11 protein-coding genes and 2 tRNA genes are annotated in these 14,307 nt (G+C 55.0%); 8 read left to right on the top strand and 5 right to left on the bottom strand.

Features of this window, described 5'->3' with window-relative positions; genetic code table 11:
- Positions 1-47 precede the first annotated feature (47 nt).
- From xylA to EGK14_RS05370, 4 genes are all read left to right on the top strand, one after another.
- On the top strand, positions 48-1,367 hold the full coding sequence (xylA, locus tag EGK14_RS05385) for a xylose isomerase (protein WP_125288056.1): 1,320 nt from the start codon (positions 48-50) through the stop codon (positions 1,365-1,367).
- Positions 1,368-1,400: 33 nt separating this feature from the next.
- On the top strand, positions 1,401-2,852 hold the full coding sequence (gene xylB / locus EGK14_RS05380; RefSeq protein ID WP_125288055.1) for a xylulokinase: 1,452 nt from the start codon (positions 1,401-1,403) through the stop codon (positions 2,850-2,852).
- A gap of 217 nt (positions 2,853-3,069) precedes the next feature.
- Complete coding sequence (locus EGK14_RS05375; RefSeq protein WP_125288054.1) at positions 3,070-4,266, top strand: XylR family transcriptional regulator; 1,197 nt, start codon at positions 3,070-3,072, stop codon at positions 4,264-4,266.
- A 72-nt stretch (positions 4,267-4,338) separates the two neighbouring features.
- Entirely contained in the window at positions 4,339-6,132 is a 1,794-nt protein-coding gene (locus EGK14_RS05370) for a DNA/RNA non-specific endonuclease (protein WP_233598451.1), read from the top strand.
- A 64-nt stretch (positions 6,133-6,196) separates the two neighbouring features.
- Here EGK14_RS05370 and EGK14_RS05365 read toward each other — a convergent pair whose 3' ends face one another.
- A complete protein-coding gene (locus EGK14_RS05365; RefSeq protein ID WP_125288052.1) occupies positions 6,197-6,757 on the bottom strand; it encodes a TetR/AcrR family transcriptional regulator in 561 nt (186 codons plus the stop codon).
- A gap of 257 nt (positions 6,758-7,014) precedes the next feature.
- On the opposite strand from EGK14_RS05365, the gene EGK14_RS05360 reads away from it, so the two are divergent.
- A complete protein-coding gene (locus EGK14_RS05360; RefSeq protein WP_125288051.1) occupies positions 7,015-7,797 on the top strand; it encodes an SDR family oxidoreductase in 783 nt (260 codons plus the stop codon).
- Between the two features lie 272 nt (positions 7,798-8,069).
- Here the strand turns inward: EGK14_RS05360 and EGK14_RS05355 are convergent.
- The 3 genes from EGK14_RS05355 to EGK14_RS05345 form a co-directional block, all read right to left on the bottom strand.
- A tRNA-Asn gene (locus EGK14_RS05355) sits at positions 8,070-8,145 on the bottom strand.
- 287 nt (positions 8,146-8,432) lie between these two features.
- Positions 8,433-9,392 (bottom strand): hypothetical protein, encoded by a 960-nt coding sequence (locus tag EGK14_RS05350; RefSeq protein WP_125288050.1) that lies wholly within the window; start codon positions 9,390-9,392, stop codon positions 8,433-8,435.
- A 2-nt stretch (positions 9,393-9,394) separates the two neighbouring features.
- Positions 9,395-9,823 carry a CesT family type III secretion system chaperone gene (locus EGK14_RS05345; protein WP_125288049.1) on the bottom strand — a complete coding sequence of 143 codons (429 nt, stop codon included), beginning with the start codon at positions 9,821-9,823 and terminating at the stop codon, positions 9,395-9,397.
- Between the two features lie 747 nt (positions 9,824-10,570).
- Between EGK14_RS05345 and EGK14_RS05340 the strand changes: the two genes are divergently transcribed.
- Positions 10,571-11,191: a hypothetical protein gene (locus EGK14_RS05340; RefSeq protein ID WP_125288048.1), complete on the top strand. Its 621-nt coding sequence runs from the start codon at positions 10,571-10,573 to the stop codon at positions 11,189-11,191.
- Positions 11,192-11,313: 122 nt separating this feature from the next.
- Here EGK14_RS05340 and EGK14_RS05335 read toward each other — a convergent pair.
- Positions 11,314-11,389, bottom strand: a tRNA-Asn gene (locus EGK14_RS05335).
- A gap of 497 nt (positions 11,390-11,886) precedes the next feature.
- On the opposite strand from EGK14_RS05335, the gene EGK14_RS05330 reads away from it, so the two are divergent.
- Together EGK14_RS05330 and EGK14_RS05325 are read left to right on the top strand one after the other, a co-directional pair.
- Complete coding sequence (locus tag EGK14_RS05330; RefSeq protein WP_125288047.1) at positions 11,887-12,804, top strand: sugar ABC transporter substrate-binding protein; 918 nt, start codon at positions 11,887-11,889, stop codon at positions 12,802-12,804.
- Between the two features lie 12 nt (positions 12,805-12,816).
- Positions 12,817-14,301, top strand: coding sequence for a sugar ABC transporter ATP-binding protein (locus tag EGK14_RS05325; protein ID WP_125288046.1), 1,485 nt, complete (start codon positions 12,817-12,819; stop codon positions 14,299-14,301).
- The last annotated feature ends 6 nt before the right edge of the window (positions 14,302-14,307 follow it).

Raw genomic sequence — 14,307 nt, 5'->3', positions numbered from 1 at the left:
GATGGGGTTCCCGCTAATTCCTGAATATCTCTTTAAGGATAATGACCATGGCAGACTATTTCGACCGTATTACCAAAATTGCTTATGAAGGCAGCGACAGCCAGAACGATTTGGCCTTTCATTTTTATAATCCGGATGAAGTCATTCTGGGTAAAACCATGAAAGAACACCTGCGGTTTGCCGCCTGCTACTGGCACACCTTCTGCTGGGCCGGCACCGATATGTTCGGCACGGGCGCTTTCGATCGGCCCTGGTTTAAGGGCGGTGACGAGCTGGAACAGGCGAAAGCGAAAGCGGACATCGCCTTTGAGTTTTTCGATAAGCTCAACGTGCCGTTTTACTGCTTTCACGATGCCGATGTGGCGCCGCAGGGCCATTCCGTCAAAGACTATCTGCATAACTTTGCGGTGATGACGGATATCCTGGCGGAAAAACAGCAGCAGACCGGGGTGAAATTGCTGTGGGGCACGGCGAACTGTTTTACCCATCCACGCTACGGTGCGGGCGCGGCGACCAGTCCGGACCCGGAAATCTTTGCCTGGGCCGCTTTGCAGGTTAATGCGGCAATGGCCGCCACGCAAAAGCTGGGCGGTGAAAATTATGTGTTGTGGGGCGGTCGTGAAGGGTATGAAACCCTGTTAAATACCGATCTTAAACAGGAACGAGCGCAGATTGGCCGGTTTATGCAGATGGTGGTGGAGAACAAGCATCGCATCGGTTTTACCGGCACCTTGCTCATCGAGCCAAAGCCGCAGGAGCCGACCAAACACCAGTATGATTATGATGTGGCAACCGTTTATGGCTTCCTGAAGGAGTTCGGGCTGGAAAACGAAATTAAGGTCAACGTAGAGGCTAACCACGCGACGCTGGCCGGGCACTCCTTCCAGCATGAAATTGCCACGGCGGCAGCGCTGGGCATTTTTGGCTCTGTGGATGCCAATCGGGGTGATTTGCAGCTGGGCTGGGATACCGATCAGTTCCCGAACAGCGTGGAGGAAAACGCGCTGATTATGTATGAGATCCTGAAAGCGGGCGGCTTCACCACGGGCGGGCTGAACTTCGATGCCAAAGTTCGTCGTCAGAGCACCGATCCTTACGATCTGTTCTACGGCCATATTGGCGGGATGGATGTGATGGCACAGGGCCTGCGGATTGCCGCTCGTCTGATCGAAGAAGGACGGCTTGAACAGGCTCGCGAAGCACGCTACGCGGGCTGGAAGGGCCCGCTGGGCCAGGACATTCTTGCCGGGAAATACTCTTTGCAGGAGCTGGCGCGCTATACGGAAAAATCAGCGTTCTTTCCGGAGCACCATAGCGGCCATCAGGAGCGGCTGGAAAATATTGTCAACCAGGCGCTCTACCGCTAGTGTCTTTTAGCCTCACGCCAGAGGAAGCGACGCATGTATATAGGAATCGATCTGGGTACGTCCGGCGTAAAAGCCGTATTGCTGGACGAAAACAACGCGGTACTGGCCAGCCACACGGAGAAGCTGACCGTCTCACGGCCTCATCCTTTGTGGTCGGAGCAGGATCCGCAGGCATGGTGGCAGGCCACCGATCGGGTGATGCTGGCGCTGGCCGCACAGCGGTCGCTGAAGGCGGTTCGGGCTGTCGGGCTGACCGGGCAAATGCACGGCGCCGTGCTGATGGGACGACAGCAGGAGGTGCTGCGGCCCGCTATTTTGTGGAACGACGGCCGCAGCGCGCGGGCCTGCCAGCAGCTGGAGGCAAGCGTACCGGATGCGCGAAAGATCACCGGCAATCTGATGATGCCGGGCTTCACCGCGCCAAAGCTGCTGTGGGTAAAAGAGCATGAGCCGGCGATCTTTAATCAGATAGCGCATGTTCTGCTGCCGAAGGATTATCTACGCTGGCGGATGACCGGCGATTTCGCCAGCGATATGTCCGACGCGGCGGGCACGATGTGGCTGGATGTCGGCAAGCGCGCCTGGAGCGATAAGCTGCTGGCCGCCTGTGGACTGACGCGCGACCAGATGCCGACGCTATTTGAAGGCAACGAAGTCACGGGACAGATAACCGCAGAGCTGAGTCAGCGCTGGTCGCTGCCCTCTGAGCTGCCGGTGGTGGCGGGCGGGGGAGATAACGCCGCCGGTGCGATTGGCGCCGGGATCTGGCAGCCTGGCCAGGCGATGCTGTCGCTGGGCACTTCCGGCGTCTGTTTTGCGGTCAGCGAGCGCTTTCTCAGCAACCCGGACCTGGCGGTGCACAGCTTCTGCCATGCGTTGCCCGATACCTGGCACCTGATGTCGGTGATGCTCAGCGCCGCTTCCTGTCTGGACTGGGCGGCGCGGCTGACCGGGCAGCCTTCGGTAGCGGCGCTACTGGCGCTGGCCGAAAAAGCGAAGCCGGGAGATAAATCGCCCTGTTTTCTGCCTTATCTGTCCGGTGAGCGCACGCCGCATAATAATCCTGACGCGACCGGCGTGTTCTGGGGGTTCACCCATCAGCACGGCCCGGAAGATCTGGCGATGGCGGTGCTGGAAGGCGTCAGTCTGGGGCTGGCGGAAGGAATGGCCGCGCTACAGGCGACGGGCGTCAGGCCGGCGGCCGTCACGCTGATTGGCGGCGGGGCGCGCAGCGCCTTCTGGCGGCAGCTGCTGGCTGATATCTCCGGCGTAACCATGGAATACCGCACGGGCGGCGATGTCGGCCCGGCGCTGGGTGCTGCCAGGCTTGCCCGCATGAGCTGTCATCCGGGCGTTTCACCGGCGGAGCTGTTGCCGGTACTGCCGCTGGAGTCCCGCTATACGGCCCGTGCCGATCGCCATGATTTCTACCGCCAGCGACAAAGGCTGTTCAGCGCGCTTTATCAACAAACCGCCTCGCTTTAAGGGGCAGGCACAGCTTGTCGACAAGCCTGCCGTTTTGGCAGCAACGCCACCGCTTTGCGTTAAGCGGTAGTCAGCGGCTTCTTCGCGGTAACGGGAGGAAGCCGCGCCGCATTTTTTTGATCGCCCCAGCAGGCCTGACGGTTGCTCGCCCCAATCCCTTGTCTTTACAAAAAAACTCTTCATATTGAAGCGGTCGCTTTAGTTTCAGGGTCAGAATATGAAGAAAAATGAGGCTCCCGCCAGGCACGCCAGAATTTCGCTGCTGTTCAACGCTAACAAAGCGTATGACCGCCAGATTATTGAGGGGATAGGCGAGTATTTTTACGCCTCGCAGTGCGACTGGGATATCTACATAGAAGAAGATTTCAGCGTTCATCACCTGAACGAGAACATTCTTTCCGGCAGCGGCATCATTGCGGACTTCGACGACGCGCAGCTGGCCGAGCAGCTTAGTCAGATCGCCATGCCTGTTGTAGGCGTGGGCGGCTCCTACACTAATCGGGAAGACTATCCCGGCGTCAGCTATGTTGCCACGGACAACGAGGCGCTGGTGGCTGCGGCTTTGCATCATCTCACCGAGAAAGGCATTGAGCGCTTCGCTTTTTTCGGCCTGCCCGCCGAGGCAGGAAAACGCTGGGCGCAGGAGCGGGCTGCGGCGTTCCGGCGTTTGACCTGCGATATGGCTTTTCCCGGCATGCTTTATGAAGGCATGGTCACGGACAGCAACACCTGGGAAACGGCCCAGCAAAAGCTGGCCGAGTGGCTGCATTCGCTGCCCGCCCATACCGGCATCGTCGCCGTCACGGATGCCCGTGCCAGGCACATCCTGCAAACCTGTGAGCATATTGGCATTGCGGTGCCGGAAAGCCTGTGCGTGATCGGCATTGATAATGAAGAATTAACTCGTTACCTGTCGCGAATTTCGCTCTCTTCGGTAGTACAGGGCACACGCAGGATGGGGTTCGAAGCGGCCAGGCTGCTGGACAATTTGCTTTCAGGCCGTCGCGTAAGTAGTGAACCGGTGATAGTTGCCCCGGAAAGCGTGATTGCCCGGCAGTCTACCGATTACCGATCGATTATCGACGCTATGGTGGTGAAGGCGATGGGGTTTATCCGTAAAAACGCCTGCCGGGGCGCCACCGTTGAACAAGTTCTGGAAGCGGTCGGCACCTCTCGTTCCAATCTGGATAAAAAATTTATGACCGAGCTGGGCACCACGATCCATAAGGTGATCCAGGATGAGAAATTTGCCAGAGCGAAGGAGCTGCTGGAAACCACCTCGCTGCCGGTGGCCGAAATCAGCCGTCTGTGCGGTTACAGCACGCCGCAATATTTTTGCACCGTTTCACGGCAAAACCTGGCCATGACGCCGATAAAATATCGCAGCAGCCGGAACGGCATGACGAGGGCGTAACAGCGTAGCGCTTGTTCCGTCACAGGCAGCAGCTATGGTTAAAAGGCACATATCCCTGGCATGGAGAGGCGAATGAAAATTAACGAGCTGATTGCTGCAAGACTGGCGCTGACCGCAGAGCAACGAGAACAAACCCGCGCGGCCCTGGCGCAGGGTGAGCAGGCCGAGCCGGATCGGCGACGCGCGCAGCGCTATGCTTTTCAGCAGCGAACCCGGCAGAGCCTGATTATTGGCGAGTGCGATCTGCTGCCGGTTTCTTTTTTGCAGCAGGGCCTGAGTTCGGCGCGGGCGGTAGGGCTGATCCGCAAAGACGGCATTCCTGAGGGCAGCGGCTTTCTGACCCACGGCGGCCTGTTTATCACCAACCATCACGTGCTGCCTGAACCGCCTGCTTCAGGCACGGTGACGGTACAGTTCGGCTTCCGTCAGAGCGAGACCGGCGAAATTAGCGACGGGCGGCTTTACACGCTGGATGCAGAGCGTTTCTGGCTGACCAGTCCAACAGAGGCGTTTGACTGCACGCTGATTGCGCTGGGCGAAGCCCTTAGCGGCAGCGGGGAGACGCCGTTGCCGCTGGCGCTTAACGATCGCAACGATAAACATGCGCTGGGCATCAGCCTGAACCTTATCCACCATCCGGGCGGCGCGCCACAGCAGCTCACGCTGCGTAATAATGCGCTGCTGGCGCGGCACGAGCAGTTTCTGCATTACGAAGCCGACAGCGAGGGCGGATCGTCCGGCGCGCCCGTTTTCAACGACGGCTGGCAGCTGGTGGCGCTACACCACGGTGCCGTTGAGGACGGCGAAAAATGGGTTAATGAAGGCATACGCCTCAGCGCCTTAACCGACTGGCTGAAAGGCGAGCTGCCGCAGCTGTCCGCCGATATGCAGGCACAGCTGATGCAGGCGTTAACTTCGGACGCCACGCCGCTGCGTCCCGTCGCCAGCGCCGCCGCGCCGGAGAGCAATTATGGTAATCGTGATGGTTATCAGGCCGACTTTCTTGCCGGTACGCATATTGATATGGCGGAGATTATCGCTCCGCGCGCGGCGGAAGTCGCCCCATTGCGCGACGGCAGCAAAGGCGCAGAGGCCAGGCTCGACTATCAGCATTTTTCTCTGCTGATGAGCGGCGAGCGGCGGCTGGCCTTTTTTACCGCCACCAACATTGATGGCGCGAGCTATATCAATATCGATCGCGACAGTGGACAGCCTTCGCTGCTGCCGGAGGGCGACCGCTGGTATGAAGACAGCCGTATCGACAGCCGTTTCGTCACCGGTCAGGCGTTTTACAGCGAGTTCAGCCGCTGGTTCGATCGGGGTCATCTGACCCGCCGCAGCGATCCCACCTGGGGCAGCGCGGCCGAAGCGGTTCGCGCCAATAAAGATACTTTTCACTTTACCAACTGCTCACCGCAGCATTTCCGCTTTAATCAGAGTTTGCAGTACTGGCAGGGCGTTGAGCGCTACATCCTTGAGTCTGGCGTCCTGCAGTCAAAGCAGCGGATCAGCGTGCTGACCGGGCCGGTGCTTAACGATCAGAGCAGGCAATATGCGGATGTAGCGGTGCCGCTGATGTTCTGGAAGGTCGTTTTGCGCATCGGACCGCAGGGCAAGCCGCAGGCTACGGCACTGCTGGTGAGCCAGGATAAATTGCTGGACGAACCGCGCCGCGTATTGCCGCAGGCGCAGCCGGAAGCGGTGCCCAATGTGGATGAATACCGCGTTGCCGTCAGCGCGCTGGAAACCCTGACCGGGCTTGATTTCAGCGCTTTCCGTGCCTGGGACAGCTGGCAGCCGGACGCCGCGCTGCTGGCGGAACCCTTGCCGGCAAAGCTGATTATGACCTGGCAGGATCTCCTGTAGCTGATGGCGGCTTGCCGCAAGGCACAAAGCCCGCTGTAAAAGCGGGCTTTTTTAAATCGGAAAATTATTTCGCCTCGTCTTCCCGAGCAAGAATACGCGAGCGGCAAACAGCCAGAATCTCATCGGCCAGGGCAGAATCATCAGGACAGGCACGTGACAGCACCAGTGCGCCGACAAGCTGTGCAAGGGTAGCAAGCAGGTCGGCACGCGTTTCGGCGCTTGCCTGCTCTTTATGAGCTAAACGGGCCAAATGGTTTTCAATACCCGCCGCAAATACTGTCTTGATTGATTCAGGCTGACGCGCCGTATCGGCCGCCAGCGCCGAAATCACACACCCTTTTCCCATCGTATCCCGATGCTGCCTTGACAGGTAGTGTTCAACAAATTGTTCCCTACCGGCACCTGAAGCATTCTCGGCGGAGCGCGCAAAACCGCAGCCCAGCGCCTCTGCCATCAAATCAGCTTTGGAACCAAAGTGCTTGTAGAACCCACCGTGGGTTAAACCGGCGGCTGACATCAGCTCCGCCACGCCCACACCGTCGTAGCCCCGCTCGCGAAACAGCTCCGAAGCCGTTTCGACAATGCGCCTGCGGTTTTCACGAACCTGCTCTTTCGACACCTTCATCGGTCTACCCTTTCCACCTGTTATTTCCACACTCAGTATACATTGATGATGATCGTAATCAAACCCATTGACTTTTTAGATTACGATCACCATCATTAATTTGCGTCATCGGACGTTTATTGGCAGGGGAAGCGCCAGCACTTGTTTCCCCCTTACGGCCTTGATGGCGCCGTTAACGCATAACCTTGCCCGCGCCCCGATGCTGTCTGTATCGCCAGGTGCCGCTCTCATTTATTTTTTAACAGAGAAGAATAATTATGACTCAATCGACAGTTCTTATTACCGGCGCTTCTACAGGGATTGGCGCTGTATACGCGGAACGATTCGCCTCACGGGGCCACAACCTTGTGCTGGTCGCTCGCGACAGGATAAAACTGGAGAGCCTTGCAGAACGTTTGCGGCACGAAAGGGGGATTTCCGTCGACGTTCTGCCTGCTGACCTAACTCAGGCGGAAGATTTAACGGCCGTCGAAGCTCGTCTGCGTGATGATGCGCGGATTGGTATTCTTATCAACAACGCGGGAGTCGGCCAGTCGGGTAACTTTATCGGTCAGGAGCCTGATGCGATCGAGCAGCTTATAGCGCTTAACATAACGGCGCTGACGCGACTGGCGAGGGCGGCGGCGGCACGCTTTGTCGAAGCTGGTGACGGCGCGATCGTCAACATCGGCTCCGTTGTCGGCCTGGCCCCTGAATTTGGCATGTCGGTCTATGGCGCGACCAAAGCCTTTGTTCTCTTTTTATCGCAGGGGATGGAGCACGAGCTCTCTTCCAAAGGCATTTACGTGCAGGCGGTGCTTCCTGCCGGAACCTATACGGAAATCTGGCAGCGGACAGGCATTGATACCCGCACCTTGCCCCAAATGATGGAAGTGGGCGAGCTGGTCGATGCCGCGCTGGTTGGCTTTGACCGCCGGGAACGCGTGACCATTCCGCCTTTACATGATGCGGCACGCTGGGATGCCCTTGATGCTGCTCGTCAGGCTCTGCTTGCGGATATCAGACAGGCGGAAGCGGCAGCGCGCTATAAAGCGCTTTAGCCAGAACAGGAGAGCCAGCAGGACAAGGCAATATCGCTTGAGTTGTTCAGCCAGCGCATGGCCTTTCTCTTTTCACGGAAAAGCTGTGCGTCGGCGAATTTACCCGGCGAAGCCGAAATAGACCCGGCCTGCTAAGAAAGAATATTTTCGCAACGGGCCGTTGCAGGTAAATAATAAATGCACAAAACGATAAAAGCCTTCACGTTTAAACGCTATGGTAAACATCAATGCAAAAAGCCCGCTTAAATTTCTTTAAGCGGGCTTCTTAAATCTGGCTCCTCTGACTGGACTCGAACCAGTGACATACGGATTAACAGTCCGCCGTTCTACCGACTGAACTACAGAGGAATTGTTGGAACGGGCGCATAATATCCAGAGGGCAGAAGGATGTCAAAGCCTGATTGCACCTTTTTAACTGGCTGCTGAATAAATCAGCATTTTGTTGAAAATTCCGCAGGTTAGAAGGCGTTCCTCATCACTGATCCTGAGATAAGACCAAAAACATTTCTTCTGCCATGCTGCAGGTTGCTACAAGTGTGTCGTAAACGACCGGCCGACGAGTAAATTTTTACTCAGACAAGGTCGGATGCAGGCGCACTTACGCAGGCGTAAAGCGCCGTTCACTGATACCGTATTCAGAAACGCTTTGCCTTGCCATAGCCTCCGGGATCGGCAGCTGCAGCCTGTTCATATTTCTCAATCGTTCGTCGGGCACTGGACAGGGATGACGCAGACATGACGTCAAAAGGCTTCGCCGCCCGGGCGGGATCGTCAGTGAAGCGGGTACTGGGATCTTTCGCCAGCGAGCGTACGTCATAACGTCCTGGTTCGTTTGCTCGCGCGCTTTCTACCATATGTTTGACAAACTTTTTCCCCACCGGCGGATAGGTAGTCGAGGTTAATATATCCTCAATCTCCGCCATTGGCATGGTACGGACATGGCGCAGCGCCCACTGGGCGTGCGGATCGGGGCGGGGATCGTTTCGCTGTTGGATAACGTCAAGCCTGCCTGGATCGAGCTTGCTGTTATCCAGCGTGGTCACAATAGGCAGATGTTGCCAGGCATCAAGCACTACCGGATCTTCCTGACGTTTGTCACCTAACAGCACCAGCACATGGTCATTATTGTAGAGAGTATTAAACACGGGCTTATTGGCTCCTCTGGCTGCCACATGCGTGTAGGCCAGATCGGCAAATCCCTGACAATGTGCTCCCTGTACTTTCAGGACGCTGTGTCCACTTGCATAAGCACGATCCAGGCCTGTCGCCGCGTCAGGAAACCGTTGTATAAAGCGCTCACTGGCTTCATGACTAAAACGGTCCGTAGCGCGCACGGCCATAATACCGCGCATTGCACTTTCTCCCTTATCGGCAACAAGCGGCAACCACTGATTACCACCGCGCCCTAATTGCGTACGCACTTCCTGTTGAACTTGCGCCGCCAGATCCATGCTTTGCAGCGTTTGTGGTGAAACTACCCTGACCTGATGCTGAAAGGGGCCGGATGCCTGCATTTGTGTCGCGCTGAGGCTCTGATGAGCGGGCTGGCTCTGCTGAGTCTGGCGGCTGCTGCCAGAAGAAAATATACGCATCATAATCAGGCTCCCACTTCATCAGGAAGGCGCTGGCTGATGATGCCCAGACGCTGTCCCAGCGCATGAGTATAAAAAGCGATATTTTCGTATAGCGCAATCAGGGCCTGAGGATCTGCCGCGTTCATTGGCAAACGTGACCATACCACTATCTCGTTACTGTTTGCCGAAGCCGCCAGCACAATGGGAGGGAAATCTTCATTCATCAAATTTGCCTGCAGAAATTCCCAGAGAAGCTCAGTGGTGATGTCATCAGCCGTTCTGAAAGGTAGCAGGCAGCTAAAGGTGATGTGGTTACCGGGATAATGCAAAAGCCGCAGCGATAAATCCGACCACATCACTAACTCAAAGGCTTCTTCATCGCCCCGTACCTCAGGCGTTAGCCTGAGGTAATTGAACAAGGGAATAAGAGCACTGCTTAAGGATGTTGACATAAATCTTCCTTTTTATTTGCTTCGGGTAGCAAACCGGCAAGGCAAGGGCAGCCCGGTCCGGCTTTACTGCAAGGTAAGAAAGAGTAAGTGAACGGAAAAACCGCCTGGTTCCTTAAGCTATGGAACAATAGCGAGCAGATGTGATGAGGTTAAAATAGTCGCGTTGATAAAGGGGCGTTGTCTGGCCCGGCTCTGCCAGTTTGCCGGTTAACTTTCCGGCAGCGTCACTGCCAGCCAGCGTCCCATCAACGGCTACTTGCCAGAGGAATATCGGGATGAACAACACTGAACAGTATAAATTCATTCAGGAGCGGCATACTGGGCGCGAAACCAGGTTTATAAATCATCCAGTCTGCAAGCCAGCTATCACTCTGCTAACGAGAGAATGCTTAACCTCTTACCTTCCTGCCGCTGGGCTTACCGATTTTTGAGCAACACAAGCAGATGCCAAAGAACCGGTCACTATCTGGAATAGCTATCCATAACGAAGACGCAGCAGACTATCAAAGGAGAAATGTGATTTTTAGATGCAGCTAATTCAAATATAAGCAAAAAAATAAGTTCACCGTTCGGGTGCCAAAAATAAATAAAAAACACAGCGCTGGCTAAAGAATAGGCATTATGACAAAATTTCCCGTAAAGGTTTATCTTTAAGCTTCGAACTAAGGTTAATAATTAACGTTATTAAGGGCATAGAAATCGGCTCTGCGGTATAGGCTTATCCTTTTTTTTAATAAGGATGACCAAATGGCTGTCGTTTCAACTGAAACAATTAGTGGCGCTATCATTTCAGGTATAGAAAAAGCGCATGAAGATTATCGCCAAATGTCCGGTGGATACTGGGTCTGGACAGCTGCGGAATATATGCTCACTACCTATATTGCCAAAGCGCTAAGCGACATGCCGGGCGCTAAATTCGTGACGCTTGAAAGCAATGGGTTTAGCTCAATGGATCACGCTGGCGCGGTAGCGCCGGGGCCAAAGCCGGTTAAGGCGCGTTTGAGCGGCCGTTTCGATCTTCTGCTGTGGTGGGGAAAAGCCCAGCCGCGAGCGGTAATCGAAGTCAAAAACCAGCCGGGCGGCCCGTCGGGCTGGTATCACGATATTGAAAGGATAACCTCAGTACTTTCTATTAACCGCGACGCCTCATCCATAAAATTTGGCGTATTTGCTTACTATTATTCGGCAGCAGATGGCGAATTGCTCAGCGGGGCGCAGAAAGTACTGAATAAATTCGAACGAGTAGAAACCTATGTCAGCGAAAATATCTCCGATCGTTACCGGGTCGAACAGATTATTTCCGATATCCATGATGAAGGCAGTGAGGGCGCCTGGGGTGCGGCCTGTTTAATTATCAGACCTTGCTGAAAAAAACGCAGCGCGTAGAAAAATGGTGCGCTAAGGTGTCAACCCACAGTTCTGCGAAAGCCTGATGGGGTTTAATCCAGCAAAAAGCCCGCTTAAGTTTCCTTAAGCGGGCTTCTTAAATATGGCTCCTCTGACTGGACTCGAACCAGTGACATACGGATTAACAGTCCGCCGTTCTACCGACTGAACTACAGAGGAATCGGTTTCGATGGGGCGCATAGTAACGGCCGCATCCGGGCGTGTCAAAGGCCGAATGCGATTTTCCCGCGCGTTCGACCGCAAAATCAGCAACCCGCTCTGTTTCTCGCCCGTTCGGGCAAAATTCAATCTCTTGCGCCAGATCGCACTTTACGGCGAATGCCTTGCTGATGTTAGAGGTGTGTCAAAATTTTATTATTTGGCATTTTTAAAACGTGCGTTTCGGTGCTTTTATGTAAAAAGTTTCAAAAATTTTAATTATGGAACAATTGCACTGATAAATAAGCCGACCGCTATGTGTCGGCAAGGTAAACGCTGGAAAATTAAATTAATACTTTGATAATTATCATGAATCCCCGGGAGGGATCTGGCCGAGTAATTGCCTTATTACCGCTTAAATATGTTCTCCAGGCGCCGGTGAAGTTGTGTGAATGTAAAAGATATCTTTCATTCGAGGTCCAGCCAGCCGCACAAGCTAATCACAAAAGGGCTCTATCATGAAAAAATTCGTTGCAGGGTTACTGTTGGTCTGTTCGCTGCCCGCTGTCGCGCTGGCAAAAGATCTCCAGATTGGGATCTCAATGGCGCTGTTTGACGACAACTTTCTCACCATCGTTCGCAACTCTATGCAAAAAGAACTTCAAAAAGAAAACGTTAAAGGACAGGTAGAAGACGCCAAAAACGATGTTTCCCAGCAGCTACAGCAGGTGCAGAACTTTATCGGGCAGGACGTGGACGCCATTATCGTCAATCCGGTCGACACCAATGCGGTTAAACCGATCATGGATCAGGCCAGCAAAGCGGGCATCCCGCTGATATTTATCAACCGCCGTCCCGCAGCCGAACTGACGGGAAAAATGGCCTATGTGGGTTCCAATTCGCAGCTGGCGGGACGTTTGCAGATGGAAGCACTGGCTAAGCAAATGAATTATCGAGGCAACGTCGCCATCCTGTTAGGCGATTTGGCCAATGAATCGACGCGTGAACGGACTAAAGGCGTAAAGGAGATTGTCGCGAAATATCCCGGTTTGAAAATCGTTCAGGAGCAAACCGCGAAGTTTATGCGTAACGATGCGGTAGATGTGGTCAGCAACTGGCTCACTGCCGGTGACGATATTCAGGCGATCGCTGCCAATAACGACGAAATGGCGATTGGCGCGCTTCAGGCGCTGGGCAAAAATAGCAGCCATGTGCTGGTAGCGGGCGTTGACGGCACGCCGGACGCGCTGCAAATGATCAAAAACGGCAAAATGGTTGCCACCGTCTTTCAGGATGCGAAAGGCCAGGGTGAGGGCGCGGTACAGGCGGCGGTGAAGCTGGCGAAAGGCGAAAGCGTGGAATCAGACGTCGATATCCCTTTCCAGCTGATCACCAAAGAAAACATGGCGAAGTTTACCAGCCTGAACCAGAAATAGCCGGGGTGCATCATGACCGCATATGCACTTGAAGCCGAAGGCATCAGCAAGTTTTTCCCTGGCGTAAAGGCACTGAGCAACGTCTCTTTACGGGTCAGGCCCGGCAGCGTTCACGCGCTGATGGGCGAAAACGGCGCCGGAAAATCCACGCTGATGAAATGCCTGATAGGGATTTATCGTCCGGATGAAGGCTTAATCCGCGTCAGGGGCGAGGCGGTAGCGTTTCAGGACACGCTGGACGCGCTGCGCGCAGGCATTTCGATGATCCACCAGGAGCTTAACCTGGTGCCCTGTATGACGGTGGCGGAAAACATCTGGCTGGGCCGCGAGCCGATGAAATACGGCTTTGTCGATCACGGCAGCCTTAATCGCCAGACTCGCGAGCTGTTAACCAGACTAAACATTCGTCTTGCGCCTGAGGCGCTGGTAGGCGAGCTGAGCATCGCCTCGCAGCAAATGGTAGAGATCGCTAAAGCCGTATCCTGGAATGCGGATGTGGTGATTATGGATGAGCCAACCTCCGCGCTGACCGAAACCGAGGTTTCGCATCTTTTCGCTATCATCCGCGATCTCAGAGAGCAGGGTAAAGCCATCATCTATATCAGCCATAAAATGGATGAAATCTTTGCGATTACCGATGAGGTCAGCGTATTTCGCGACGGTGCCTGGGTCGGCAGCAGCGCAACGGCGGACTATACGCGGCAGTCGCTGATTACCCAGATGGTCGGACGCGAGCTGACCCAGCTTTTTCCTAAGTTCAACACGGCCATTGGTGAAGAGGTGCTGACGGTACGCCATTTACAGCGTAAAGGTGTGTTTCACGACGTCAGCTTCGGCGTGCGCCGTGGTGAAATTCTGGGCGTGGCAGGGCTGGTCGGCGCGGGCCGCAGCGAGGTGATGGAAAGCCTGTTTGGCATGACAAGCCCCGACGGCGGCGAAATCCTGATTGACGGCGTGCCGGTAAAGATAGATTCGCCTGCCACGGCGATAGAAAAGGGGCTGGCTTTTCTTACCGAAGATCGTAAAAAGTCCGGTCTGTTTCTGGTGCTGTCGGTAATGGAAAACATGAGCATCGTCAATATGCCGGAATATAGCAGCCGGGCGGGTTTCGTCAGCCATATCCAGATGGCTAAGGACTGCATGGAGCAGATCCGCCGCCTGAACATCAAAACGCCCACTATGGATCAAATTATCAATAACCTCAGCGGCGGCAACCAGCAAAAGGTGCTGATCGCCCGCTGGCTGCTGGCCCAGCCCAAAGTCCTGATCCTGGACGAGCCGACGCGCGGCATCGATGTGGGCGCGAAAGCGGAAATTTACCGGCTAATCAGCGAACTGGCGAATCGCGGCGTCGCCATCATTATGGTTTCTTCTGAGCTGCCGGAAATACTCGGCATGAGCGATCGGGTAATGGTCATGCACGGCGGCCGCATCACCGGCATCCTCAATAAAGAAGAGGCCGATCAGGAATCCATTTTGTCACTGGCGTCTGAATAAGGGCTG

It is taken from the genome of Erwinia sp. 198, from assembly GCF_003937915.1.
Taxonomy (GTDB): domain Bacteria; phylum Pseudomonadota; class Gammaproteobacteria; order Enterobacterales; family Enterobacteriaceae; genus Erwinia; species Erwinia aeris.
The sequence above is the reverse complement of the archived record's forward strand: the minus strand, read 5'-3'. Positions and strand labels throughout refer to the sequence as shown.